The organism is Streptomyces sp. cmx-4-9, assembly GCF_046548835.1.
Taxonomy (GTDB): Bacteria; Actinomycetota; Actinomycetes; order Streptomycetales; family Streptomycetaceae; genus Streptomyces.
In genome coordinates this window covers 18,334-41,729 of the sequence record NZ_JAEBEE010000002.1, presented here as the reverse complement: position 1 = coordinate 41,729, position 23,396 = coordinate 18,334, and the positions used below count along the sequence as shown (strand labels likewise).

Sequence of the window (23,396 nt, the reverse complement as noted above, 5' to 3'; positions counted from 1 at the left end):
GACATGAGCTGGTTCGAATCCCTAATCCTCGGTCTCGTCCAGGGGCTTACGGAGTTCCTCCCGATCTCCTCCAGCGCCCACCTGCGGCTGACCGCGGCGTTCGCCGGCTGGCACGATCCCGGAGCGGCCTTCACGGCGATCACCCAGATCGGCACCGAGGCCGCCGTGCTGATCTACTTCCGCAAGGACATCGCGCGGATCATCTCCACGTGGTTCCGCTCCCTCCACACCCAGGCCCTCCGCTCCGAGCAGGACGCGAAGATGGGCTGGCTGGTGATCGTCGGATCGATCCCGATCGGCGTCCTCGGCCTGGTGTTCAAGGACGCGATCGTGGGTCCGGCCCGCGATCTGCGGCTGACGGCCACCACCCTGATCGTGATGGGCATCGTGCTCGGCGTCGCCGACCGGCTGGCGGCCCGCGACGAGGAAGGCGGCCGGCACCGGGCGGTCCGCGAACGCAAGACCCTGGCCGAACTCGGCGTCAAGGACGGCCTGGTCTTCGGCCTCTGCCAGGCCATGGCCCTGATCCCCGGCGTCTCGCGCTCCGGCGCCACCATCTCCGGCGGTCTGCTGCTCGGCTTCACCCGCGAGGCCGCGGCGCGGTACTCCTTCCTCCTCGCCATCCCCGCGGTGCTGGCTTCCGGGGCGTTCGAGATCAAGGACGTCGTGGAGACCCCGGGCCACATCGCGTGGGGCCCGACGATCTTCGCGACGGTCATCGCCTTCTTCGTGGGCTACGTGGTGATCGCGTGGTTCATGAAGTTCATCTCGACCAAGAGCTTCATGCCGTTCGTGATCTACCGCATCGCCCTCGGCATCCTGCTCTTCGCCCTGATCGGCACGGACGTCCTCAGCCCGCACGCGGGCGAGTCCGGCTCCTAGGCCGTCTTCGGCCGTCTTCCGCGGACCGTGCCGCCAGGCCGGTCCGGCCCCGCATCACCGCTTCGCGTGAACCGGAGGCCGTTCGGGAACGTTCCCGGGCGGCCTCCGCGTCGTTGTGCCAGCAGAGACCTGAAGGCAAGCAGCAGGGGGTGTCCCAATGGGTCGAGTGGTGCTGGAGCGTTTTCCGGCCGGAAGTCCGCGGGGAAGCTGGCCCGCCGAGGAGTACGCGGCGCAGCGGATGCGCGAGGGCGTGGCCGCGGAGGTGGTCATGGACCTGGACAGTGACGCGTTCCTCGTCGTGGTCCGGCAGCGGGAGGTGCGTTCCGGTCACTGACCGGCCCGGCGGGGCGTTTTCGGCGATCCCGCCGGATCCCGCCCCTTGGCGTCCGTCGCCCGCAGCCGCACACTGACCCGATGACGCAGCGTGTGGACCTGGCGGCCGTGATGGACCGGCTGGCCGTCGACGAGGTGGTCACGGGTTACGCGGTGGCCGTGGACGACGGCGACTGGGCGGCCTACCGCGCCCTGTTCACCGCCGGGGGCCGGGCGGACTACCGCTCGGCGGGCGGTATCGAGGGCCCGGCCGGCGAGGTGGCCGGCTGGCTGGCGGAGACCCTGAAGCTGTTCCCGGTGCGCCAGCACCTGGTCGTGAACCGGCTGGTGCGCCTGGAGGACCCCGGCGGCGGACCGGGCGACCGCGCCGAGGTGCAGGCGGACTTCGTCAATCCGATGCGGCTGGCCGGACCGGAGGAGGCCGACGGCGCCGGGAGCAGCGGTGCGCGGGCGCCCGACGCCCCCACCGCCCCGAACTTTGTCGCCGCCGGGCGCTACACCTTCCTCCTCGCGCGCACCCCTGACGGGTGGCGGCTCACCCGCGTCACCGTGCACGAGAAATGGCGCCACCTCTCCCTGTGAGCGCCGCGCCGCCGCCGGCCCGCCCGGGCCGGACGGCACTGCCACACTGGACGCGGAGGCGTGCCATGGTCCCGGTTCCCGACGCTCGGTCCGCGCGGTGGCGTGCCGCCGCCGCCGTCGCCTGCGGAGCCCTGCCCGCCCTCGCCTTCCCGGCGCCCGCCCTGTGGTGGTTCGCCCATGCCGCCCTGGTGCCGTGGATGCTGCTGCTGAGGTCGGCCGCCACCGGGCGGCGGGCGGCCCTGGAGGGCTGGCTGGGCGGCGCCGCGTTCATCGTGGCCGTCCACCACTGGCTGCTGCCCAGCCTGCACGTGTTCCTGGTGCCGCTGGCCGCCCTGCTGGGGCTGCTGTGGATCCCGTGGGCCCTGCTGGTGCGGCAGCTCCTCGGCGGGGTCCCGGCGGCCGGGCGGGCGGGGGCCGCGCTGGTCCTCGTACCGGCGGGGTGGCTGCTGTCGGAGCTGGTGCGGTCCTGGCAGGGGCTGGGCGGGCCCTGGGGGCTGCTGGGGGCCAGCCAGTGGCAGGTGCCGCCCGCGCTGCGGCTGGCATCGGTGGGCGGCGTGTGGCTGGTGAGCCTGGTGGTGGTCGGGGTGAACTGCGCGCTGGTCCTGCTCCTGGCAGTGCCCGCGGCCCGGGTCCCGGCGGTGGCCGCGGTGGCCGGGGGCGCGCTCCTCACGGGGGCGGTGTGGCTGTGGGTTCCGCGGCCCGAGGTCTCGGGCGTACTGCGGGTGGCCGTGGTCCAGCCGGGGCAGGTGGTCGGCGAGGACGGCGCGGAGCAGCGCTTCGACACCGGGGAGCGCCTCACCCGGGCACTGGCCGGGTCGGGGCCGGGCCCGGACCTGGTGGTGTGGGGCGAGAGCAGCGTCGGGGCCGACCTGGCGGCCCGACCGGACCTGGCCGGGCGGCTGGCGGCCCTGTCCGCGCAGCTCGGGGCGCCGCTGCTGGTGAACGTGGACGCGCGCCGCTCGGACCGGCCGGGGATCCACAAGAGCTCGGTGCTCGTCGGCCCCTCCGGGCCGACCGGTGCGCGGTACGACAAGATGCGGCTGGTGCCCTTCGGGGAGTACGTGCCGGCCCGCGCCCTGCTCGGCTGGGCCACGTCCGTCGGGAAGGCGGCCGGCGAGGACCGGGTGCCCGGCAGGGCCCCGTGGTCATGGGCCTCCCCGGGGGCGTGCGGGTCGGGCCGCTCGTGTGCTTCGAGTCGGCCTTCCCCGACATGAGCCGCCACCTGGCCCGCGAGGGAGCGGACCTGCTCGTGGCGCAGTCGGCCACCTCCAGCTTCCAGGACAGCTGGGCCCCGGCCCAGCACGCCTCGCTGGCCGCCCTGCGGGCCGCCGAGAGCGGTCGGCCGGTGGTGCACGCCACCCTCACCGGCATCAGCGCCGTGCACGGCCCCTCCGGGGAGCGGATCGGCGCACCCCTGCCCACCACGGCGAGCACCGCGGCCGTGTACGAGGTCCCGCTGGCCCGCGGGGCGACCGTGTACCTCCGCTTCGGGGACTGGCCGGTCGGTGCGGCGCTGGCCGCCCTGGCCGCCTACTGCGCGGCCGCGGGGTACCGCGCGCTCAGGAGGCCTGGTCCAGAGCCGAGCGCACCACCCGCTCGCACAACTCGTGGGTGAGCAGCGCGTCCCGTGCGCTGAGCGTCCGTCCGGCGGCGACGCCCTCCAGGAAGGCGTCCACGACCTGTTCGATGCCGCGCTGGCGGGCGACCGGCACCCAGTCGCCGCGGCGGCGCACGGTCGGCTGTCCCTTGTGGTCGATGACCTCGGCGAGGTTGACGACCTGCCGCTTGGTGTCCTGCCCGGAGACCTCCAGCACCTCCTCGTTGGAGCCGGACAGCCGGTTCATGATGCCGAGCGCGATGAACCCCTCGCCGGACATCTGCAGGACGACCTGGTGCATGAGCCCGTCCCGCACCACGGCGCGGACGTCGACGTGTTCGGCCTCCCCCGGCAGGAGGAACCGCAGGGTGTCGACGACGTGGATGAAGTCGTCCAGCACCAGCGTGCGCGGGTCCTCGGGCAGGCCGATCCGGTTCTTCTGCATGACGATCAGCTCGCGCGAGTGGTCGGCGCACTGCGCGTAGCCGGGCGCGTGGCGGCGGTTGAAGCCGACGGCCAGCGACACCCCGCGCTCCTCGGCCAGTTCCACCAGGCGCCGGGAGTCCGCGTACGCGTAGGCGAGCGGCTTGTCCACGTAGGTCGGCACACCCGCCTCCAGCAGCCGGGTGACGATCTCGGGGTGGGCGGCGGTCGGTGCGTGCACGAAGGCGGCGTCCAACCCTTCGGCCAGCAGTGCGCCGAGATCCGTGTGCAGGCGCCCGGCCGGGACGCGGTGCTCCGCACCGACCCGCTGCAAGGTGGCGGGGGTACGGGTCTGCAGGTGCAGCTCGACCCCCGGGCGGGTGGTGAGGACGGGCAGGTACGCCTTCTGCGCGATGTCGCCGAGTCCGATGCAGCCGACCTTCACCGGGAGCCTCCTGGTGCGTTGCCCTGATGCGCCCCTTTGTGGGACGCCAGCAGCTTAATCCCTGGTGGGGCGGGCCCCGCTTCGCCGAGGATGGGTCCATGACCACCAACTCCGGATCACACCGCCCCGAACCCTCCACCACCGCCGACGAGCGGGAGATGCTGGACGGCTGGCTCGACTACCACCGCTCCACCCTGGCCTGGAAGTGCGAGGGGCTGTCCGACGAGCAGCTGCGCCGCGCCGCGCTGCCGCCGTCGGAACTGTCCCTCCTGGGCCTCGTACGGCACCTGGCCGAGGTGGAGCGGTACTGGTTCCGGGAGATCATCCTGGGTGAGGACCTGCCCGAGCTGTTCTGCACGAGCGAGGACCCCGACGGCGACTTCCACGTCACCGACGGCGACACCTGGGCGCGCGCCGAGCAGGTGTGGCAGACCGAGATCGAGCTGGCCCGGCAAGCCGTCAAGGGCCTTTCCCTGGACCACCGGTCGGATCCGGCAAGCCACCACCGCGGCGAGGTGTTCAACCTGCGCTGGGTGTACACCCACCTGATCGAGGAGTACGCACGCCACAACGGCCATGCCGATCTGCTGCGCGAGCAGATCGACGGCGCCACGGGCGAGTAGCCGCGCGGGATCCGCGCCCCGGGCGGGGCCGCGGGCGGCCGCGGCGGATCCGCCGGTCACCGTCCTGCGCATCACCCGTGCGGGGTGATTTTGCACCGCGGGTTTCTGCAACGGGGGGTTCACGCAGCAGAGTTGCCCGGGTGCATCCCACCCGAACCACGACCACGCTGCTGCTCGGCGCCGCCTGCGCCGTCTCGGCCGTCACCGGCTGTGTGAACGTGAGCCCAGGCCCCGCGCAGCCCCCGACCCGCCCGTCCTCGGGGACGCCGCCGCAGCACGGCCCCCGCGGCGGCCCGGTGAACCTGCCCGTGGTCGTCCAGGCTCCCGCCCTGGAGGCCCTGGAGGCCCTGGAGGCGGCGCCGGAGCAGTCCGCCCGGCCCGCGGTCCCGGGCCCGGCCGGCCCGGTCTCCACCCCCGCCCCGCGGGAGGCGGCGACCCGGGCGCCCGCAGCGCCGCCGGCTTCCGCGGCCGCCGCGCCGGCGGATCCCGCCGGCCGCACGGTCAAGCACCCGGGCGGCCGGCCGCACCGGCCCCGGCCCGGGTCGTCGGCGCCGCAGGAACTGCTGCGGGAGCTGCCGGTGCGCCCCGCCGACGTGTGCGCGCTGGGCCGCCGGCACGGCCGGTGGCACCCGGACAGCCCCGAGGCCCGCATCTGCGCGGGCGTCCACACCGATTGAGCGACCAGGCCGCCCGGCCGGGCGCCTTGCCGCCCGCCTGCCCGGGGACCCGATCAGCCGACGGTCCGTCAGCGTTGGTACCGTCCCGGTGTCTTGATCATGTACGTCACAGGGGGACACCGACGATGGTGAAGCGTTCGAAACATGCTGGGCAGGCCGCCGTGGCCTCGGTGCTGGCCGCCGCGCTGCTGACCGGCTGCGGCGGCGGGGACGGGGACGGAGAGGCCGGCAAGGGCGCCGGGGGCGGGGCGGCCGAGGCCTCGGCCACTCCGCAGCAGACGGCCCGGCTCACCGTGCCGGCGGCCTGGGACGGAACCCGGGGCTGGGACCGGACGCTCACCTGGGTGCCGCAGAACGCGCAGTATCCGGTCGCGGTGGTACCGGGGGCCCGGGCGGTCGCCGTGGTGGACCGGGCGGACGGCGGTTTCACCGTCCGCGTGGACTCCGCAGCCTCGGGTGAGCCCCTGTGGTCCTCCCGACCCTGGCAGCGCCCCGTTCCCAAGCCCGACGCCAAGGAGCACGCCCTCGTCCCCAAGGTCCTGGGCGTCGAGCAGGGCGGGCAGCGGTTCGTCGTCCTGGCCGCGCACGGCATCACGGGCAAGGACGACCTGCACGAGGGGACCGAGGTGGTCCGCCTCGCGGTGTACCCCGCCGAGGCCAAGGGGAAGGACCTTGCGCCGCTGCGCGAGATCGACGTCCCCGTGCACGCGACCGCAGGCGAGGTGGTCGTCCAGGCGCGGGGCGGCCGGGTGCTCGTCGCGTACGGGGAGCAGGGGGACTACCCGCAGTGGTCGGCCGCGGCCGACCTGGTCACGGGTTCCGTCACCCCCTACGACCAGCCGGCCGCCCTGCTGCCGCAGTGCGAGCGCCCGCACTGCTCCGCGCGGGTGCTGGCGGCCGGCGCCGCCGGACCGCTGGTCGGCCTCGGCGGCGGGTTCGGCGTACCGGGACGCTGGTTCAGCGACGCCGTCCGGCCCGAGGGGGTTGCCGCGAAGGCCGGCTCCTGGAAGGTCTGGAACGGCGGCGTGTACGGAGTGGCGGGCGGCCGCTTCCTTGCCGAGTGGGAGAACGAGGGGAAGAACGGCAGCAGCACGGCCCCCACCTGGTCGGTCCACGACCTGGACTCGGGCCGCCTGCTGGCCCGTATGGAGTGCGCGTACTCCGAGCAGCTGAGCGGCATCTCCTACCGCGGCCGCACCGACCATCCGGTGGTCGCCTCCCCGTCGGGGCGCTTCCTGGCCGCCGGGCCCGTCGCCTTCGACATCGAGCGCGGCAAGGGCGTCTGCCTGCAGGGCGACGGAAACCGCAAGTCCGTCGACGTCCTGGCGGTCGGCGACGACGGCACGGCCTACGGGCTGGTGGACTCCGACGCTCCGCGCGTCACCGCGCGGATCAGCCTGGGCTCCCCCGATCCGGCGGTCGAGGCGCTCGGTGCGGGGGTCCTGGTCCCCGAGCACACCGGCCTCGACGGCGCGGCCCTGTTCGTGGCCCGGGACGAGGCGGACAACCTGCGCGTCTCGCTGCGCCGGGGGCGGCCCTGACGTGGGCGGTCCGCACGAGGCGGCTCAGGGAGACTGCTCGGGGAAGGGCCGCGGGCCTTTCCCGGGTCCTTCGGCCAGGCGCCGCTCCAATCGGACGAGGGCGGCCCGTACGCCGTTGCCGTAGCCGTCATGGGGCAGGGCCCCGCTGGCCGCGCGGGCCCGGGCGAGGTGCACCCGGGCCGCGTCGGCGCGGTGCAGCTTGACGTAGTCGGCGGCGACGCTCAGGTGCAGGGACGGGTAGAACACCTGCATCGCGAGGTGCGGCTCGGGGCCCGCCGCGGGCGCGTCGCGGATCGCGTCGGCGGCGGTCAGCGCGCGCAGGTCCCAGGCCAGTTCGTCGGCGGGGTCGTCCTGGGCGTCGGCCAGGTAGTGGGCGAGCGTGCAGCGGTGGAGCGGGTCCCCGGCCTCGCCGATCTCGGACCACAGGGCGCCGAGCCGGTTGCGGGCCTCCTCGCGGTCCCCTGCGTGGAGCAGGATGACCGCCTGGCCGATCCTGGTCATGACGGCGTCCTCCGACGCCTCCTGCTGCTCCGTCAAGGGGGCCTCCGGCTTGTCTGCCGGACCTTCTCCGGTCCGATCATCAAGAAGTTAGCCGGAGGCACCGGCAATGGCGCCGAGGCGCGTGGGAGCTCAGCCGAGGTCCGGGATCCGCCAGTCGATCGGCTCATGGCCCTGGGCGGCCACGGCTTCGTTGATCCGGGTGAAGGGCCGGGACCCGAAGAACTTCTTGGCCGACAGCGGGGAGGGGTGGGCGCCCTTGACGACGACGTGCCGCTCCTCGTCGATCAGCGGGAGCTTCTTCTGGGCGTAGGCCCCCCACAGCACGAAGACGGCCGGGTCGGGCCGCTCGGAGACCGCGCGGATGACCGCGTCGGTGAACTTCTCCCAGCCCTTGCCCTTGTGGGAGTTGGGCTCGGCCTCGCGGACCGTGAGGACCGCGTTCAGCAGCAGGACGCCCTGCTCCGCCCACGGCATCAGGTACCCGTTGTCCGGGACGGGCAGGCCGAGCTCCTCCTTCATCTCCTTGTAGATGTTGCGCAGCGAGGGAGGGGTCCTGACCCCGGGCCGCACGGAGAAGCACAGGCCGTGGCCCTGGCCGGCGCCGTGGTAGGGGTCCTGGCCGAGGACGAGCACCTTCACCTGGTCGAAGGGGGTGGCGGCCAGGGCCGCGAAGACCTCTTCGCGGGGCGGGTAGACCGGCCCGTTCGCCCGTTCCTTCTCGACGAACTCGGTGAGTTCCTTGAAGTAGGGCTGCTCCAGCTCCCCGCCGAGGACGGGGAGCCAGGACTCGGGCAGCATCTGGGTCACGGCGACAACCTCCGGTACAAGTTCGTGCAACTGCTCAGAACCTACCGGCGGCCACTGACAACGACCCCGCCGCCCGCGGTCACCAACTGGTCTTGCGGTGGAGCTCCCACATCTGCATGGCGGTCTGCGGGTCCAGCGCCCGCTCGGCGCCCGCGATGTCCTCCCGGGCGGCGACGTACAGCTTGCCCTGCCACAGCGGCAGCAGCCGGACGTCCTGGGCAAAGGTCTGCTGGGCCTGCTCGAACTCGCGGACCCCGGCCGACCGGTCGCTTTCGCGGCGGGTCTTGGGGAGGATGTCGTTCAGGATGTCGGCGGGCTCGTACGGGGTGCCGACCGCGTTCTCCTTGCCGACGAACGGCGCGATGAAGTTGTCCGGGTCCGGGAAGTCGGGGAACCAGCCGCGGCCGAAGATCGGGTACTCGCCGTTCTTGTAGCCCTCCTGGAAGGCCTTCCAGGGCTGGCTGCGCAGGGTGATCTTGAAGAGCTTGCTCTCGTCCAGCTGCCGCTTGAGCTCGGTGAACTCGTCGGCCGTGGAGGAGCCGTACCGGTCGGTGGTGTACCAGAAGGTCAGCTCGACCGGCTGGGTGATCCCGGCTTCCTTGAGGATCTTCCTGGCCTTCTCCACGTCCGAGTGGCCGTACTGGTCGTAGAAGGGCGTCTTGTGGCCGACGACGCCCTTGGGGACCATCGAGTACAGCGGCTCGGCGGTGCCTTGGTACACCTTCGAGACGAGTTCCCCGCGGTCGATGATCTGCGCGATCGCCTGGCGGACCGGGAGCTTGTTGACCGCCGGGTCCTTGGGGTTGAAGACGAGGTAGCGGATCTCGGCGCCGACGTTCTCGACGACCTGGACGCCCTGCGCGTGCGATTCGGGGGTCTGGAGGTCCCTGATCTCCGGAGCCGACAAGCCTCGGTAGGTGGCGTCGATCTCCTTGTCCTTGAGCGCGGAGACCATCTTCGTGGACTCGGTGAAGTACCGGATCGTCACGGCCCCGTTGCGGCGGTTGGCGAAGCCCGTGTAGCTGTCGTTGCGGCTGAGGACGGACTCCGCGCCCTCCTTGTACGAGTCCAGGACGTAGGGGCCGGAGCCGGTGATCTTGCCGTCCGAGCGGACCTTGTCCGCGGGGTAGTCCTTGGGGGCGACCAGCGAGGCGGCGGGCGAGCCGAGGACGTAGGGGAAGGTGGCGTCGGCGGTGCTCAGGTGGAAGACGACCGTCAGCGCGTCGGGGGTCTCGATCTTCTGCAGGCTGCCGAAGAGGTCCTTGGGGCCGACCTTGGACCCGATGGTCTTGATCCGGTCCAGGGAGTGCTTCACGGCCTTGGCGTCGAGGGGCTCGCCGTTGGAGAACTTCAGGCCCTTGCGGAGCGTGCACCGGTACGCCTGGTTCGCCGTGTCCGTGAACTCGCAGTTCTGGGCGGCGTCCGGCTGGGGCTTGGTGGAGCCGGTGGGGAAGGCCAGCAGGGTCTGGTAGACGTTCCGGTACAGCTCCCAGGAGCCGTCCCACGCCGCCGCCGGGTCGAGAGTGCTCGGGGCGCTGGTCGTGCCCACGACGATCCGCTTGGCGTCCTCGCCGTCGTCCTCCGAGAGAAGGCCGCATCCGGCGAGCAGGGATATGGACGCAAGGGCCGCAGTGATCTGCAGGCATCTGGTCCGGTTGAACACGTGCACGCTCCTCGATCAGCCAGGGGTGCGGCAGACCCTACCGCAGTGCCCCACGAAACCAATGAGGTGGTTCCGTGGGGCACTTGACCGGTTCCGTGCATATTCGGTATGCATTTGTCGCTCTTTTCGAGCGAACTGCGTCCGATTATCGGTCAATGCACTCCGGCATTGAGGAACATTCCTCCATCGATCACCAGAGTTTGCCCAGTGATCCATTCCGCTTGGGCCGAGGTGAGAAATGCGGTGGCCCCGCCGATGTCCTCCGGCACCCCGAGCCGGCCGAGCGGATAGGCGGCCGCGGCCTCCTCCTCCCGGCCTTCGTAGAGGGCCTGGGCGAACTTCGTCTTGACCACCGCGGGGGCGATCGCGTTCACCCGGACCCCGGGGGCCATCTCGTGGGCGAGCTGGATCGTCAGGTTCACCATCGCCGCCTTGCTGATCCCGTACGCCCCGATGAAGGGCGAAGCCGAGAGCCCGGCGATCGAGGCGATGTTCACGATCGCGCCGCCGTTGTCCTTCTGCCAGGCGTGCCAGGTCCGCTGGGCGAAACCGAGCGCCGAGATCACATTCGTCTCGAACACCTTGCGCGCGACCCCGAGGTCGAGGTCCGCGATCGGGCCGAAGACCGGATTGGTGCCGGCGTTGTTCACCAGGAAGTCGACCCGGCCGAAGGCCTCCATCGTCCGCTCCACGGCGACGGCCTGGTGGGCCTCGTCGTGCGCCTTTCCGGCCACCCCGATCACCCGGTCGGCGCCGAGCCGCTCGACGGCCTCCTTGAGGGCGTCCTCGCTGCGCCCGGTGATGCAGAGCCGGTCGCCGCGGGCGACCAGCGCCTCGGCGATCCCGTAGCCGATGCCCCGGCTGGCTCCGGTGATCAGTGCGACCTTGCCGCTGTCGATACCGTCGTACGTCATGAGCTGCGACCTGCCTCTCGGGAGCGCGTCAGTTGAGCGGGCCGCCGGCCACGTACATGACCTGGCCGGAGACGAAGCCGGCGGCTTCACCGGTGAAGAAGGCGATGGCGTTCGCGATGTCCTCGGGGAAGCCGACGCGCTGTACGGGGATCTGGGTGGCGGCGGCCGCCTGGAACTCCTCGAAGCCCATGCCGACGCGGGCGGCGGTCTGGGCGGTCATCTCGGTGACGATGAAACCGGGCGCGACGGCGTTCGCGGTGACGCCGAACTTGCCGAGCTCGATGGCCAAGGTCTTGGTGAAGCCCTGCAGGCCCGCCTTGGCGGCCGCGTAGTTGGCCTGGCCGCGGTTGCCGAGGGCCGAGCTGCTGGAGAGGTTCACGATGCGGCCGAACCCGGCCTCCACCATGTGCTTCTGACAGGCCTTCGCCATCAGGAACGCACCGCGCAGGTGCACGTTCATGACGGTGTCCCAGTCCGTCTCGCTCATCTTGAACAGCAGGTTGTCGCGCAGCACGCCAGCGTTGTTGACCAGGATCGTCGGGGCGCCCAGCTCGCCGGCGACGCGCGCGACGGCCGCCTCCACCTGCGCGGCGTCGGAGACGTCGCAGCCCACGGCCAGGGCCCGGCCGCCGGCCGCCGTGATCGCCTCCACGGTGTCCTTGCAGGCCGCCTCGTCGAGATCGAGTACGGCGACCGCGCGGCCCTCGGCGGCCAGGCGTACGGCGGTGGCCGCGCCGATGCCCCGGGCCGCCCCGGTCACGATCGCGACGCGCTGCTCGGTGGTGGACATGCTGGATCTCCTCGCCCTTGAGAGACGGCCGCCCTGAGGTGAGCAACCGCTTAGTAGCTTCAGCTGAGGAGACGCTAGGAGGCATGGCACCCGGTGTCAACGGTGGCCGCCCCGCGCGCGGACCGCGCCGCTCAGCGCACCAGCAGGTCCAGGAGCCGTTCCACCTCCGCCGCGGGGTCGGCGGTCAGACCGGTGTGCACCGGGCCGGGCTGCACCACCGTGCTGCGCGGGGCGATGAGCCAGCGGAACCGCCGCCCGGGGTCGTCACCGGCGGCCTGGCCCGCCTGCTCGCCTCCGCCGCACACCCCCTCGACCCCGCGCAGGGCGGCCCGGACCCCGGCCACGTCGGCCCCGGGGTCCAGGGCGAGGAGCTTCGCCTCGTCGAGGTGGATGCGCGCGGCGACGTAGGAGTGCGCTCGGCAGTAGACGATCACACCCGCGTTGAAGCACTCGCCGCGTTCCATCCGGGGCACCACGCGCACCAGCGCGTACTCGAACACGTCCCGCTTGATCACTCGCTGTCGCTCTTCTTCCGGTTGGGCTGGGGGGCGAGGCGCTCGGCGAGCCAGCCGGGCGGGCCGGACCGCGGCCTCACCTCGGCCGTCGTCGAGATCCTTTCGTGGATCGTGGCCGCGCGCGGCAGCAGCGCCTCCACATAGGCCCGGCGCAGCGCGTCCGTGGAGTCGAAGCCGGGCTCGTCCACCAGCCACTCGTCCGGGACGTCGGCCGCCACCTCGGTGAGGAGTTCCTCGGTGACCTGCGGGGCGAGCGCGGCGGCCGCGGCTTCGATGTCCGGTCCCACGGGGGCCAGTACATGGTCGGAGGCGTTGTACGGCTTGGCGGACGCGGCCTCGGCCGTGGGCCAGTTGTGGTGCCAGATCATGGTGGCGCCGTGGTCGATGAGCCAGAGGTCCCCGTGCCAGACCAGCATGTTCGGGTTCCGCCAGGACCGGTCGACGTTGTTGATCAGCGCGTCGAACCAGACCACGCGGCCCGCCTCGACCGGGTCCACCTGGTAGGCGAGCGGGTCGAAGCCGATCGAGCCCGGCAGGTAGTCCATGCCGAGGTTCAGTCCGCCGCTGGCCTTGAGCAGCTCCTGGACCTCCTGGTCGGGCTCGCCGAGCCCGATGACGGGGTCGAGCTGCATCCGGACCAGCCGCGGGACCCGCAGGCCCAGCCGCTGGGCCAGGCGGCCGCAGATGACTTCGGCGACCAGGGTCTTGCGGCCCTGGCCGGCTCCGGTGAACTTCATGACGTAGGTACCGAGGTCGTCGGCCTCGACGATTCCCGGGAGCGAGCCGCCCTCACGCAGGGGCGTGACGTAGCGGGTCGCGATCACTTCGGACAGCATCCGCCCAGGTTACGGGGGTCAGGGCGCGGGAGCCCACTGGCTGAGGAGGTCTTGTGCCGTGGTGATGGCCGCGACCAGCGCCAGGGAGTTGCGGATCACCTCGCCGGTGCAGGCGGCGGGCACCCCGGCGATGGCGTCGGCCGGGACAACGACCTGGTAGCCGAGGTTCACCGCGTCGAAGACGGTGTTCGGGATGGCGATGTTCGAGGAGACCCCGGTGACCACGAGGGTGCGGATGCCGAGATTGCGCAGGAGCGCGTCCAGGTCGGTCCCGGCCATCGGGGAGAGGCCGTGCAGCCGGCGGACGACGAGGTCCTGCCCGGACACCGTGATGGGCGCCGCCACCTGTACGGCCGCGCTGCCGGTCAGCTGCCGTACGGGCAGCCTGCCGGCGGCGCGGAACAGCCGCGCGTTGGTGTTGGCGCCGAGCCCGTCCGGGCGCCGCTCGGCGACCGCGTGGACCACCTGCACGCCGGCCCCGCGGGCGGCGTCGGCGAGGGCGGCGATCCGGTCGAGCATCCCGGACTCCCGGGCTTCCTTGGCGAGTTCGGGCAGGGCGCTCTCGGTTCCGACCACCCCGTTCTGGCACTCGACGGTGAGCAGCGCGGTGGTGGCGGGATCGAGTTCGGGCACGGCTCCCCCTGGCGTGGCGACGGAAGAGCGCCCATGATTCCTGACACACAATCAGATGTGAAGGGGTGCACGGCTGATGGACGAGACACGCGCGGACCGCACGCAGCGGCGCGGGCGCCGGATCATGATGACCGGGGCCGAGGTGGACGCCTTCCTGAGGGAGCAGAGGACGTGCCGGGTGGCGACCGTCTCGCCCGACGGGCGGCCGCACGTGGGCGCCCTGTGGTTCGCCTGGGACGGCACGTCGCTGTGGCTGTACTCGATCACCCGCAGCCGCCGCTGGTCCGACCTGCGCGCGGATCCGCGGATCTCGGTGGTCGTGGACGCGGGCGAGGCCTACGACGAGCTGCGCGGCGTGGAGCTGTCCGGCACGGCCGTCTTCGTGGGCGAGGCCCCGCGCACCGGCGAACCGTGCCCTGAACTGGCCGAGGCGGAGAGGATCTTCCCGGTCAAGAACTTCGGCATCGAGGAGATGCCGCATGACGGGCGTCACGCCTGGATCCGCCTCACCCCGGAGTCGGTGGTCTCGTGGGACTTCCGCAAGCTGTAGGGCTGCCGGGTCACACCTGGCGGGCGGCGGCCCGCTGCAGTGCGTCGACGGCTGCCCGGACGGAGGGGCGCCGGTCGGCGTCGGCCCGCCAGACCGCGTACACGTGGCGGTGGACGGAGTCGGCCACGGGCAGCAGGCGGACGCCGTCCGGCACCGGGCCGCGCCCCAGTCGCGGCGCCACGCACACCCCGAGCCCGGCCTCGACGAAGGCCAGCTGGGTGTGGTGCTCCTCGGCGATGTGGGTGATCCGCGGCTCGATGCCCGTACCGCGCAGGGTGTAGACCAGCCACTCGTGGCAGAACTGGCCCTCGTTCCAGGAGATCCAGTCGTCGGCGGCGAGCTCGGCGAGCGAGACCTCGGCGCAGCCGGCGAGCGGGTGCCCGGCCGGGACCGCGATGTCGGCGGAGTCGTCGAGCAGGTGCGCCCGGGTCAGCTCGGCCGGGACCGGCATCCGCTTGTTGTACCAGTCGATGGCGAGGGCGAGGTCCAGGTCCCCGCGCACGACCGCCGCCATGCTCTCCTCCGGCTCCTGCTCGCGCACCCGGACCCGGAGCTCCGGATGGTCCGCGCGCAGGGCGGACAGGACCTGCGGGAGCAGCCCGCGCATGGCGGTCGGGAAGGCGCCGATCCGCAGCTCGCCGACGGCGCAGCCGCGCCGGGCCTCGACATCGGCCTGGGCGAGCTCCACCTGGGAGATGATCCGGGCGGCGTGGTCGGCGAGCAGCCGGCCCGCGTCGGTGAGCCGGACCCCGCGCCCGTTGCGGGCGACCAGCGGCTGGCCGACCTCGCGTTCCAGCTTGGCCATCTGCTGGGACACGGCGGAGGTGGTGACGTGGAGCCCGTCGGCGGCCCCGCTGACCGAGCCGTGCCGGGCGAGGGCGTCGAGGGTGCGCAGGCGCTCCAGGTTCAACATGTAAGTGATGCTACGCCGTCACTGCCATGAACTCTCGCTTGTCCTACGAAGTTGATGCGCGCACAGTAAAGCCATGAGCGCACCCGCCGCACCCCGGCCGCCCCTCCCCTCCCCCGCCGCGCCCGGCGCGGTCCCGGCCGCCCCCGCCCCGGCAGCCGCCGGCACGGGGCGCCGGAGTCGAGGGCTGGACTGGCGCGTCCGCTTCGCCGTCCTGTCGGTGATCTGGGGCTTCAGCTTCCTGCTGATCAAGGCAGGTACGGAGGCGTACGCACCGTTCCAGGTGGCCCTGGGGCGGGTTTTCTTCGGCGCCCTCGCCCTCCTCGGCGTGCTGCTCGTACGGCGAGAACCGCTCCCCCGGGGCCTGCGCACCTGGGGGCACCTCGCGGTGGCGGCGCTGCTGCTGAACACCGCCCCGTTTTCCCTCTTCGCCTACGCGGAGCTGAGCATCCCCTCCGGTCTCGCCGGGATCTGCAACGCCACCTCCCCGCTCTGGGGCATGGCCCTGTCACTGGTCGCCCTGTCCGAGGACCGGCCGACGCGGCGCCGGTTCGCAGGGCTCGGGCTGGGCTTCCTCGGGGTGCTGACGGTCCTCGGGGCCTGGCAGGGCTTCGCCGGCATCGACGCCGGGGGCACCGCGCTCGCCCTGCTGGCGGCGCTCTGCTACCCCATCGGCTGGATCTACGTCCGCCGCACCCTGGCCGCGGTCCCCGGCTCCCCGGCGGCGCTGACCGGCGCCCAGCTGCTGGTCTCCACCCTCCAGCTCGCCCTCGTCAGCGCCCTGTTCACCTCTGCCCCGGCCGCCTTCCCGCTGTGGCCGACGCTGTCGGTCGTGGCGCTCGGCGCCCTCGGCACCGGGATGGCCCTGCAGATGCAGTACCGCCTGGTGACGGAGGTCGGGCCGACCACCGCCCAGATGGTCACCTACTTCATCCCGGTCATCGCCACCGCGGCGGGTGTCCTCGTCCTCGGTGAGCAGCTGCACTGGAACACCCCGGTCGGCGCCGCGATCGTCCTGGCCGGGGCCGCCCTCACCCAGACCCGGCCCGCCCGCCGGGCCGGCCCCCGGGGGATGCGCGCTCAGTCGTAGCGCACGCCCGTCAGGCCCGGGCGGACCGCCGCGGCGAGAGCGTCCGCCAAGCCGGCGATCTCGGAGGGCGCCACCTGTGACACCGTCAAGCGCACGCCGGGACCCGTCCCGACGCGGAAGCGGGTCCCCGCGGCGACGGCCCAGCCCGCGGCCAGCAACCGGGTCACCACCCCCGTCTCGTCGGTGACGGGCACCCACACGTTCATCCCACTGCGGCCGTACGCCCGCACCCCCCGCTCCCGCAGGGCCCCGACCAGCCCGTCGCGCCGCTCCCCGTAGGCACGGGCCACCGCGGCCCGGTCCACCGCGCCCGAGGCCCACAGCTCGACCACCGCGTACTGCAGGAGGCGGCTCACCCATCCCGGGCCCAGCCGCTGCCGTCCGCGCACCCGGTCCAGCGTCACCTCGTCGCCGGTCAGGACCGCCAGCCGCAGGTCGGGCCCGTACGTCTTCGCGGTGGAGCGGATGTGCACCCAGTTCCGGGTCGCCCCGGCCAGCGTCTTCAGCGGCAGGTCCACGAAGCCGTGGCCGTGGTCGTCCTCGACCAGCAGGACCCCGGGGTACCCGGCGAGCACCTCGCGCAGCTCCCGCGCCCGCGCCGCGCTCACCGCCGCCCCGGTCGGGTTCTGGGCCCGCGAGGTCACCACGAGGGCCCGCGCCCCGTCCGCCAGCGCCCGCGCCACGGCGTCGGCCACCGGGCCCTCGTCGTCCACCGCGACCGGCAGGATGCGCAGCCCCAGGGCCGGGACCAGGTCCAGCACGCTGCTCCACCCGGGGTCCTCGACCGCCACCGCGTCCCCGGGCCGCAGGTGCACGGACAGCACCCGCTCGATGCCGTCGAGGGCGCCGGAGGTGAGCGCCATCGGGCCGGCCGGCACCCCGTCCGCGTCGAAGCCGGCCCGGGCGAGCCGTGCCAGGTCGGGGGCGAGCGGGTCCTCTCCGTAGAGGGTGGGCGCCTGCGCGTACCGCCGGGCAGCGGCGGCCAGCGCCCCGTCCAGTGAGGGGAGCAGCGCGGCGTCGGGGTTGCCCGCGCTGATGTCCCGTACGCCGGCGGGCACCGCCGTGCGCAGCGCGTCCCGGGGCGTGCTCGACGGACGGGCGCGGACGCGGCTGCCGCGCCGCCCGTCCGTCTCGATCACCCCGCGCTCGCGCAGGGTCCGGTATGCGGCGGCCACGGTGTTCGGGTTGACCCCGAGCGCGCCGGCCAGTTCCCGCATCGGCGGCAGCAGCGTGCCGGGCGCGAGCGCACCGGAGCCGACGCCCGTCTCGACACTGGCGGCGATATCCGATGCGCGCCGCCCCACGATCCTATAATCTTCTAGCACAAAGCCCATTATGCACTAGTACAACGGAGCCGACCTCATGGCCACCACTCCCGCCGCCGAGCAGACCACCGGGCCGGCCGCCGAACCGACCGGCCGCTACGAGCCCACCGTCCGCACGGTCCCGAGCCGTTCCCGCGAACGGGCCCGGTACGACCGTGAGACGGTGCACTCGATACTCGACCAGGCGTACCTCTGCCACCTCGGCTTCCTCCGCGACGGCGCCCCGGTGGTCCTGCCCACGCTGTTCGGAGGGGTCGGCGAGACCCTGTACCTGCACGGCTCCACCGGCTCGCGGCCGCTGCTCGCCGCCCGCACCACCGATCCGGGGCTGCCCGTGTGCGTGACGGTGACCCACGTCGACGGGCTGGTGCTGGCCCGTTCGGCCTTCCACCACTCGCTGAACTACCGCTCGGTGGTCGTCCACGGCACCGCCTACCAGGTCACCGACGAGGCGGAGCGCCGCCTGGCCCTCGACGCCCTGGTGGACCAGGTCGTGCCCGGCCGCTCCGCGGACTCCCGGCCCGCCGACGCCAAGGAGCTGGCGGCCACCGCGGTGATCCGCCTGGACCTGGCGGAGGTGTCCGCGAAGGTGCGGACGGGCGGTCCGAACGACGACGCCGAGGACCTGACCCTGCCCTACTGGGCGGGCGTGGTCCCGGTGGCCCCGGCGTACGGGACCCCCGAGCCCGCCGCGGACCTGACCCCCGGCATCCCCGTCCCGGACTACCTCGCGGCGCTCTGAGGCGCCTGCGGCGCGGCGGCGGGCCCGACGGCGGGAGCGCCGGCCGGCCCGGCGGCCGGACGGCGCGACTCCGCCCCGATCAGGGCCCCCACCGCCGTCAGCAGCAGGACGGTGCCCAGCACCACCGCGCCGGTCAGCCGCTCCCCGAGCAGCAGGACGGCGATGGCGGCCGCGCTCACCGGCTCGATCAGCATGATCACGGAGACCGTCGCGGCCCGCACGGCGGCAGCGCCGGTGAAGTACAGCGCGTACGCCAGGGCCGTCGGCACGACGGCGACGTACACGAGCAGCCACAACACCCGGCCGGGCGCGGCGGTGTGCGGCAGGATCCCCTCCAGCGCGGCCAGCGGCAGCAGGCACACCGCGCCGACCCCGACCGACCAGGCGGTGGTGACCAGCGCGTCCCCGCCCGCTCCGCGCTGCCCGAGCCACCGGGCCCGCAGCGTCATCGCGGCGTACCCGGCGGCGGACAGCAGGGCCCAGCCGACCCCGAGCGGGCGCACCTCGCCCGCCCCGCTGCCGAGCACCAGGACGCCGAGCCCGGCCAGCGCCCCCAGGACGGCGGCGGTCCCGCCCCGGCCGAGGCGTTCGCCCATCCAGTACCGGGCCCCGACCGCGATCAGCACCGGCCCGGCCCCGAGGGTGACCACGGTGCCGACGGCGAGCCCCGTCTCGCGGACCGCGCCGAAGTAGGCGGCTTGGAACAGGGTGAACAGCAGCCCCGTCGCGATCAGCGAGCGGGCGGAGGGGCGGGCGGGCGCCGGGACGGGCCGCCGGCGTACGGCGAGCACCCCCAGCAGCACCGCGAGCCCGCCCGCGCACCGCCAGAAGGACAGGGCGAGCGGACCGAGGTCACTGGCCAGGAAAAGGAGGGAGGCCGCCGCCCCGGCGGTGCCCCAGGCAGCTCCGGCGACGACGAGGTACAGCAGACTGCGCCCGGCAGCGGGCGAATGGTTCGACACGTGGTTCTCCGCGCATGCGTGAAGGATGAGAGGAACAGGTCATCTCTTCGCGGGCAGCGCGCACCCGCCCGGGAACAGCCCGGGCCGGGTGGTTCGGTGGTGAGGGCGCCGCCCGCCTAGGCGGCGGGAGGCGGAAGCACGGTCGTCTGCATGGCCGCCACCCTACGGGCTGCCGCGCCGCCCGCGCCAGGCACCCCGGGGTCCCCCGTCAGCGCCGGTTGTCCGCGGTCAGCGGACGCCGGTGGTCTGCGGGTCCGGTACCGCCGGATCGGCCGCGGCCGGCGGGGTGGGCCGCAGCGACTGCGCCACGAAGGCTCCGGTCAGCACCAGGGCCCCGCCCGCGACCTGCCAGGCCGCGAGGTGCTCCCCGAGCAGCACCCAGGCCAGCACCGTCGCGACGACCGCCTCCAGGCAGGCCACCACGCCCGCGACCTGCGGGGAGAGCCTGCGCACCGAGACCACGCCGGTCAGGTAGGCGAAGACGGTGGCGACGAGCACCACCCAGCCGAGGAGCACCACCGCAGGCACTGCGGTGTCCCCGAGGGCCGCCGTCCCGCCGAGAACGCCCCAGTCCATCTCCCAGGGCCGGGCCACGACCGTCATCACCAGGGCTCCGACGAGCATCCCGTACGCGATCACGCCCAGCGGGTCCGGGGCTTCGTCCCCCTCCGCGCCCTGGTCGGCCAGGATGAAGTAGAAGGCCTGGCAACAGGCGGCGGCGATGCCGAGCAGCACTCCGAGCGGGTCCAGGCTCAGTCCGCTCCACACCTCGACCACACAGGCCAGGCCCACGACGGCCACCGCGGCTCCGGCCGCTGCCGCGCGGGTCACCGGCTTGCGCTGCACGAAGCGGATCCAGCCGAGGAGCAGGGCCGGCCCCAGGTATTCCAGCAGCAGGGCCACGCCGACCGGGATCCGGGACAGGGAGGCGAAGTAGAAGGCCTGGACGCCTGCGACAGCGATCAGCCCGAAGCCCGCCAGCAGGGCGGGTTTGCGGCGCAGCAGACCACGGTGTCGCCAGGCCAGCGGGGACAGCACGAGCGCCGCCCCGGCCACCCGCAGCCACACCACGTGGAGGGGGTCCAGACCCGCCTCGATCAGCGGCTTCGCCGCCACCCCGGAACCACCGAACGCACACGCCGAGACGAGGGCGAGGCCCAGTCCGGCGTTCTTCCCTGACGCTTGCATCGGGCCATCATGACAGGATCGGTCAGCACCGTCCGCGACCAGACGCCTGTTGAGACGGCTCCCCGCCGGGCCGTGTCGGCCAAGGCTATTTCTGACGGGTCGTCAGTATTGAATGTTCCGCCCGCCGGGGCTACCTTCCGCCGCACGTAGCCCGACGAGAAGGGGTGGTCGCATGGCCGAAGTCACCGCGGAATCACGCATCGAGGCGCCCGCCGCGGAGCTCTGGGCCCAGCTGACGGACTGGGACTCCTACGGCCGGTGGAGCATGACCCACACGAACTTCCCGAAGGGCGGTCCGGAGCACCTGGCGGTCGGCGCGACCTTCGCGGAGAACATGAAGATGATGGGCTTCCCCGCCGAGGTGCTGTGGACCGTCTCGGAGCTGGAGGACGAGCGCCTCTTCGCGATCACCGGCAAGGGCCCGATGGGCGTGGCGGTGCTCACGCGCTACACCCTGATCCCCGACGGCGGGGCCACCACCGTCCGCATCGACGGGGAGTTCACGGGGGCCGCGGTCTCCCTGATGGCCGGAAAGCTCAAGGACTCGGCGAGCGCGGCCCTGAACGAGTCCCTGCGCAAGCTGGCCGGCCTGGTCGCCTGACCTTCCCGCCCCGTACGTGCGGGGCGGTCAGTGCTCGTCGGCCAGGATCAGGTAGAGCTTCTTGCGGGCGTCGTTGATGACCGCGACGGCCTTGTCCCGCTGCTCGGCGGAGCCGGTCTTCCAGACCTGCCCGAAGGCCTCCATCAGGCCGAACCCGGCCGTCCGGATCTCGTTCATCGCCTCGAAGTCGATACCGCGCCCGGCCTCGGCCCAGGGGGCCTCGGGGCCCGAGCCGGCCTCGCTGCGGCCGGCGTCGGTGAGCGTGAACAGCTTCTTGCCGCCCTCGCTCTCGCTGGTGATCAGCCCCTCGTCCTCCAGGAGCTGGAGCGTCGGGTACACCGACCCGGGGCTGGGCTGCCAGGCCCCGCCGCTGCGCTCGCCGATCTCCTGGATCATCTCGTAGCCGTGCATCGGCCGGTCGGTGAGCAGCGCCAGGATCGAGGCGCGCACGTCACCGCGCCGCGCCCGGCCCCGCGGCCCGCCGCGTCCGCCGCGCCCGCCGAAGGGGCCGCCGCCGAAGGGCGGGCCGAACGGACCGAAGGCGCCGCGCAACCCCCTGAACTCCTCCCGGCGGTCCGGCCCGCAATGCCCGTGCCCCCGGCCCCGCTCGTGCCCGTGGTCGTGGCCGTGCTGTTCGTGCTGTCCGTGTGAACGCATGGCTGCGCTCCTTCCATCATTTGTCATGTCATGTCGGTTGTCCGACTCCTCCACTATCACTGACCCATCGCGATGCGTCAACGATATATCGGAAACTCTTCACCGAACGGCCGGCGGGACCGATCCTCGAACAGAGCGCCGCACCGGCCCTGCCGCGCTCGGGGACCCGTGCGGGCAGTCCGAAATCCCTTCGCCTCCGCGCCCCCCGCCCGGTACCGTCGCCACGGCTCCCGCTGCCGGGCCGCCACCCGCCAAGCGTGCGGCTGCCGGGCGGTCCTCCCACGGAAAGCAGGTCCTTCGATGGCGTGCCGTATCAGCGAGATCGTGCTCAAGTGCCGGGACCCCGAGGTCCTGGCCCGGTTCTGGTGCGAGGTGCTGGACTTCGTCGAGCTCGGCCGGGAGGCGGAGGGCTGCATCGAGATCGGTCCGCGCGAGGGGTTCGGCGGCCCGCAGCCGACGATCTTCCTGATCCGCGACGACGCACCGAAGGCCGGCAGCACCCGGCTGCACCTCGACGTCAACGCCACCGACCGCGATCAGGACGCCGAACTCGAACGCCTGCTGGCCGCCGGGGCGGAACCCGTCGACATCGGCCAGCCCGCCGAGGCCACCTGGCACGTCCTCGCCGACCCTGAGGGCAACGAGTTCTGCCTGCTCAGGACCCGCCTCGCGGCCCTGTGAGCCCGCGCCCGGCCGGCCGGAGCCCGGAATCCTCCCGGAGAGGGGCCGATCGGCCTTTGTCAGGGGTCGGCCGGGCGTCCTAACGTCGAGCCATGCGCATCCGAATCGTCGACGCCTTCACCGACCGGCCCTTCCACGGCAACCCCGCCGCGGTCCTGCTCCTGGAGAGCGGGTTCCCGCCGGACGCCTGGCTCCAGCAGGTCGCGGCCGAGATGAACCTCTCGGAGACCGCCTTCGCCCACCCCCTGCCGCCCGGCGGGGAGGCCGACTGGGCGCTGCGCTGGTTCACCCCGGCCGCCGAGGTCGACATGTGCGGTCACGCCACCCTGGCGACCGCGCACGTCCTGGCCGCGGGCGGGCTGGCCGAGGGCCTGATCCGGTTCACCGCGCGCTGCGGGATCCTCACCGCCGAGACCGCCGGGGACGGCAGCATCACCCTGGACTTCCCGACGTCCTCGCTGACCCCGGTGGACGCGCCCGGAGCCGTGGACCACGCGCTCGGCGGCGCTCCGATCCTCTCCGTGCACGACACCGCGGCGCACGTCGGCGACCTCGTGATCGAGCTCGCCGACGAGAGGACCGTCCACGAGCTGGCCCCGGATCACACCGCCCTGCGCAGCTTCGCCAAGCGCGGGGTGATCGTCACCGCCCCCGCCGAGGACCCCTCCCGCGGCTACGACTTCGTCTCACGCGGCTTCTTCCCGGCCTTCGGGATCGACGAGGACCCGGTCACCGGCAGCGCGCACACCGCCCTCGCCCCGTTCTGGGCCGCCCGCCTGGGCCGTACGGAGCTGACGGGCCTCCAGGGCGGGGCCCGCAGGGGCCTCGTGCGGGTCACCCTGGCGGGGGCCCGCACCCTGCTGACCGGACACGCGGTCACCGTGCTCGACGGGGAGCTCCTCAGCTCTCCGTGAGGCGACGCCGGGGG

26 protein-coding genes and 1 pseudogene are annotated in these 23,396 nt (G+C 73.3%); 13 read left to right on the top strand and 14 right to left on the bottom strand.

Annotation, left to right across the window (positions count from 1 at the left end):
* The first annotated feature begins 3 nt into the window (after positions 1-3).
* The 4 genes and pseudogenes from ACLJTM_RS06060 (at position 4) to lnt (ending at position 3,412) form a co-directional block, all read left to right on the top strand.
* The gene (locus ACLJTM_RS06060) at positions 4-882 is read left to right on the top strand and encodes an undecaprenyl-diphosphate phosphatase (RefSeq protein WP_411102338.1); all 879 of its coding nucleotides are present in this window, start codon (positions 4-6) and stop codon (positions 880-882) included.
* 157 nt (positions 883-1,039) lie between these two features.
* Complete coding sequence (locus tag ACLJTM_RS06055; protein WP_411102337.1) at positions 1,040-1,216, top strand: hypothetical protein; 177 nt, start codon at positions 1,040-1,042, stop codon at positions 1,214-1,216.
* 80 nt (positions 1,217-1,296) lie between these two features.
* On the top strand, positions 1,297-1,797 hold the full coding sequence (locus ACLJTM_RS06050) for a nuclear transport factor 2 family protein (protein ID WP_411102335.1): 501 nt from the start codon (positions 1,297-1,299) through the stop codon (positions 1,795-1,797).
* Positions 1,798-1,862: 65 nt separating this feature from the next.
* Positions 1,863-3,412: pseudogene (gene lnt / locus ACLJTM_RS06045) on the top strand (apolipoprotein N-acyltransferase).
* On the opposite strand, the gene ACLJTM_RS06040 reads toward lnt, so the two are convergent.
* A complete protein-coding gene (locus ACLJTM_RS06040) occupies positions 3,357-4,262 on the bottom strand; it encodes a Gfo/Idh/MocA family protein (RefSeq protein ID WP_411102334.1) in 906 nt (301 codons plus the stop codon). The pseudogene lnt and the gene ACLJTM_RS06040 sit on opposite strands and share 56 nt — an antisense overlap.
* 98 nt (positions 4,263-4,360) lie before the next feature.
* Between ACLJTM_RS06040 and ACLJTM_RS06035 the strand changes: the two genes are divergently transcribed.
* The 3 genes from ACLJTM_RS06035 (at position 4,361) to ACLJTM_RS06025 (ending at position 7,103) form a co-directional block, all read left to right on the top strand.
* On the top strand, positions 4,361-4,885 hold the full coding sequence (locus tag ACLJTM_RS06035; protein ID WP_411102333.1) for a DinB family protein: 525 nt from the start codon (positions 4,361-4,363) through the stop codon (positions 4,883-4,885).
* A gap of 140 nt (positions 4,886-5,025) precedes the next feature.
* Entirely contained in the window at positions 5,026-5,562 is a 537-nt protein-coding gene (locus ACLJTM_RS06030; protein ID WP_411102332.1) for a hypothetical protein, read from the top strand.
* Between the two features lie 125 nt (positions 5,563-5,687).
* Positions 5,688-7,103, top strand: a complete 1,416-nt coding sequence (locus ACLJTM_RS06025; RefSeq protein WP_411102331.1) for a hypothetical protein — start codon at positions 5,688-5,690, stop codon at positions 7,101-7,103.
* Positions 7,104-7,127: 24 nt separating this feature from the next.
* Here ACLJTM_RS06025 and ACLJTM_RS06020 read toward each other — a convergent pair whose 3' ends face one another.
* The 8 genes from ACLJTM_RS06020 to ACLJTM_RS05985 form a co-directional block, all read right to left on the bottom strand.
* Entirely contained in the window at positions 7,128-7,640 is a 513-nt protein-coding gene (locus ACLJTM_RS06020) for a hypothetical protein (RefSeq protein ID WP_411102330.1), read from the bottom strand.
* Between the two features lie 93 nt (positions 7,641-7,733).
* A complete protein-coding gene (locus ACLJTM_RS06015) occupies positions 7,734-8,402 on the bottom strand; it encodes a uracil-DNA glycosylase (protein WP_411103255.1) in 669 nt (222 codons plus the stop codon).
* A gap of 88 nt (positions 8,403-8,490) precedes the next feature.
* Complete coding sequence (locus ACLJTM_RS06010) at positions 8,491-10,074, bottom strand: ABC transporter substrate-binding protein (RefSeq protein ID WP_411102329.1); 1,584 nt, start codon at positions 10,072-10,074, stop codon at positions 8,491-8,493.
* 152 nt (positions 10,075-10,226) lie between these two features.
* Positions 10,227-10,988, bottom strand: a complete 762-nt coding sequence (locus ACLJTM_RS06005; protein ID WP_411102328.1) for an SDR family oxidoreductase — start codon at positions 10,986-10,988, stop codon at positions 10,227-10,229.
* A gap of 28 nt (positions 10,989-11,016) precedes the next feature.
* Complete coding sequence (gene fabG, locus ACLJTM_RS06000; protein ID WP_411102327.1) at positions 11,017-11,778, bottom strand: 3-oxoacyl-ACP reductase FabG; 762 nt, start codon at positions 11,776-11,778, stop codon at positions 11,017-11,019.
* Between the two features lie 131 nt (positions 11,779-11,909).
* The gene (locus ACLJTM_RS05995; RefSeq protein WP_411102326.1) at positions 11,910-12,293 is read right to left on the bottom strand and encodes a DUF3037 domain-containing protein; all 384 of its coding nucleotides are present in this window, start codon (positions 12,291-12,293) and stop codon (positions 11,910-11,912) included.
* Positions 12,290-13,129, bottom strand: a complete 840-nt coding sequence (locus tag ACLJTM_RS05990) for a HipA family kinase (protein WP_411102325.1) — start codon at positions 13,127-13,129, stop codon at positions 12,290-12,292. Before ACLJTM_RS05990 ends, ACLJTM_RS05995 begins: the two co-directional genes overlap by 4 nt.
* Positions 13,130-13,147: 18 nt before the next feature.
* Entirely contained in the window at positions 13,148-13,813 is a 666-nt protein-coding gene (locus tag ACLJTM_RS05985; protein WP_411102324.1) for a cysteine hydrolase family protein, read from the bottom strand.
* Positions 13,814-13,838: 25 nt separating this feature from the next.
* Between ACLJTM_RS05985 and ACLJTM_RS05980 the strand changes: the two genes are divergently transcribed.
* Entirely contained in the window at positions 13,839-14,312 is a 474-nt protein-coding gene (locus tag ACLJTM_RS05980) for a pyridoxamine 5'-phosphate oxidase family protein (RefSeq protein WP_411102323.1), read from the top strand.
* A 10-nt stretch (positions 14,313-14,322) separates the two neighbouring features.
* Here the strand turns inward: ACLJTM_RS05980 and ACLJTM_RS05975 are convergent, their stop codons facing one another.
* A complete protein-coding gene (locus tag ACLJTM_RS05975) occupies positions 14,323-15,225 on the bottom strand; it encodes a LysR substrate-binding domain-containing protein (RefSeq protein WP_411102322.1) in 903 nt (300 codons plus the stop codon).
* 73 nt (positions 15,226-15,298) lie between these two features.
* Here ACLJTM_RS05975 and ACLJTM_RS05970 point away from each other — a divergent pair, with 73 nt between their 5' ends.
* Positions 15,299-16,312, top strand: a complete 1,014-nt coding sequence (locus ACLJTM_RS05970; protein ID WP_411102321.1) for a DMT family transporter — start codon at positions 15,299-15,301, stop codon at positions 16,310-16,312.
* On the opposite strand, the gene ACLJTM_RS05965 is transcribed toward ACLJTM_RS05970, so the two are convergent.
* Positions 16,303-17,637 (bottom strand): aminotransferase class I/II-fold pyridoxal phosphate-dependent enzyme, encoded by a 1,335-nt coding sequence (locus tag ACLJTM_RS05965; protein ID WP_411102320.1) that lies wholly within the window; start codon positions 17,635-17,637, stop codon positions 16,303-16,305. The genes ACLJTM_RS05970 and ACLJTM_RS05965 overlap by 10 nt on opposite strands.
* A 37-nt stretch (positions 17,638-17,674) precedes the next feature.
* On the opposite strand from ACLJTM_RS05965, the gene ACLJTM_RS05960 reads away from it, so the two are divergent.
* Positions 17,675-18,379, top strand: a complete 705-nt coding sequence (locus tag ACLJTM_RS05960; protein WP_411102319.1) for a pyridoxamine 5'-phosphate oxidase family protein — start codon at positions 17,675-17,677, stop codon at positions 18,377-18,379.
* Here the strand turns inward: ACLJTM_RS05960 and ACLJTM_RS05955 are convergent.
* Together ACLJTM_RS05955 and ACLJTM_RS05950 are read right to left on the bottom strand one after the other, a co-directional pair.
* A complete protein-coding gene (locus tag ACLJTM_RS05955) occupies positions 18,361-19,341 on the bottom strand; it encodes a DMT family transporter (RefSeq protein WP_411102318.1) in 981 nt (326 codons plus the stop codon). The genes ACLJTM_RS05960 and ACLJTM_RS05955 overlap by 19 nt on opposite strands.
* Positions 19,342-19,569: 228 nt before the next feature.
* The gene (locus ACLJTM_RS05950) at positions 19,570-20,529 is read right to left on the bottom strand and encodes an EamA family transporter (RefSeq protein WP_411102317.1); all 960 of its coding nucleotides are present in this window, start codon (positions 20,527-20,529) and stop codon (positions 19,570-19,572) included.
* 172 nt (positions 20,530-20,701) lie between these two features.
* Here ACLJTM_RS05950 and ACLJTM_RS05945 point away from each other — a divergent pair, with 172 nt between their 5' ends.
* Positions 20,702-21,130 (top strand): SRPBCC family protein, encoded by a 429-nt coding sequence (locus tag ACLJTM_RS05945; protein ID WP_411102316.1) that lies wholly within the window; start codon positions 20,702-20,704, stop codon positions 21,128-21,130.
* Positions 21,131-21,157: 27 nt separating this feature from the next.
* On the opposite strand, the gene ACLJTM_RS05940 is transcribed toward ACLJTM_RS05945, so the two are convergent.
* A complete protein-coding gene (locus tag ACLJTM_RS05940) occupies positions 21,158-21,787 on the bottom strand; it encodes a PadR family transcriptional regulator (protein WP_411102315.1) in 630 nt (209 codons plus the stop codon).
* A gap of 300 nt (positions 21,788-22,087) precedes the next feature.
* On the opposite strand from ACLJTM_RS05940, the gene ACLJTM_RS05935 reads away from it, so the two are divergent.
* Positions 22,088-22,468 (top strand): VOC family protein, encoded by a 381-nt coding sequence (locus tag ACLJTM_RS05935; RefSeq protein WP_411102314.1) that lies wholly within the window; start codon positions 22,088-22,090, stop codon positions 22,466-22,468.
* Between the two features lie 92 nt (positions 22,469-22,560).
* On the top strand, positions 22,561-23,382 hold the full coding sequence (locus tag ACLJTM_RS05930) for a PhzF family phenazine biosynthesis protein (protein WP_411102313.1): 822 nt from the start codon (positions 22,561-22,563) through the stop codon (positions 23,380-23,382).
* Positions 23,383-23,396: the final 14 nt, after the last annotated feature.

Coding starts and splice junctions, on each gene's coding strand:
- ACLJTM_RS06060 (WP_411102338.1), top strand. CDS start 4: ATGAGCTGGTTCGAATCCCTAATCCTCGGTCTCGTCCAGGGGCTTACG.
- ACLJTM_RS06055 (WP_411102337.1), top strand. CDS start 1,040: ATGGGTCGAGTGGTGCTGGAGCGTTTTCCGGCCGGAAGTCCGCGGGGA.
- ACLJTM_RS06050 (WP_411102335.1), top strand. CDS start 1,297: ATGACGCAGCGTGTGGACCTGGCGGCCGTGATGGACCGGCTGGCCGTC.
- ACLJTM_RS06035 (WP_411102333.1), top strand. CDS start 4,361: ATGACCACCAACTCCGGATCACACCGCCCCGAACCCTCCACCACCGCC.
- ACLJTM_RS06025 (WP_411102331.1), top strand. CDS start 5,688: ATGGTGAAGCGTTCGAAACATGCTGGGCAGGCCGCCGTGGCCTCGGTG.
- ACLJTM_RS06015 (WP_411103255.1), bottom strand. CDS start 8,402: ATGCTGCCCGAGTCCTGGCTCCCCGTCCTCGGCGGGGAGCTGGAGCAG.
- ACLJTM_RS06005 (WP_411102328.1), bottom strand. CDS start 10,988: ATGACGTACGACGGTATCGACAGCGGCAAGGTCGCACTGATCACCGGA.
- fabG (WP_411102327.1), bottom strand. CDS start 11,778: ATGTCCACCACCGAGCAGCGCGTCGCGATCGTGACCGGGGCGGCCCGG.
- ACLJTM_RS05990 (WP_411102325.1), bottom strand. CDS start 13,129: ATGCTGTCCGAAGTGATCGCGACCCGCTACGTCACGCCCCTGCGTGAG.
- ACLJTM_RS05980 (WP_411102323.1), top strand. CDS start 13,839: ATGGACGAGACACGCGCGGACCGCACGCAGCGGCGCGGGCGCCGGATC.
- ACLJTM_RS05975 (WP_411102322.1), bottom strand. CDS start 15,225: ATGTTGAACCTGGAGCGCCTGCGCACCCTCGACGCCCTCGCCCGGCAC.
- ACLJTM_RS05970 (WP_411102321.1), top strand. CDS start 15,299: ATGAGCGCACCCGCCGCACCCCGGCCGCCCCTCCCCTCCCCCGCCGCG.
- ACLJTM_RS05960 (WP_411102319.1), top strand. CDS start 17,675: ATGGCCACCACTCCCGCCGCCGAGCAGACCACCGGGCCGGCCGCCGAA.
- ACLJTM_RS05950 (WP_411102317.1), bottom strand. CDS start 20,529: ATGCAAGCGTCAGGGAAGAACGCCGGACTGGGCCTCGCCCTCGTCTCG.
- ACLJTM_RS05945 (WP_411102316.1), top strand. CDS start 20,702: ATGGCCGAAGTCACCGCGGAATCACGCATCGAGGCGCCCGCCGCGGAG.
- ACLJTM_RS05940 (WP_411102315.1), bottom strand. CDS start 21,787: ATGCGTTCACACGGACAGCACGAACAGCACGGCCACGACCACGGGCAC.
- ACLJTM_RS05935 (WP_411102314.1), top strand. CDS start 22,088: ATGGCGTGCCGTATCAGCGAGATCGTGCTCAAGTGCCGGGACCCCGAG.
- ACLJTM_RS05930 (WP_411102313.1), top strand. CDS start 22,561: ATGCGCATCCGAATCGTCGACGCCTTCACCGACCGGCCCTTCCACGGC.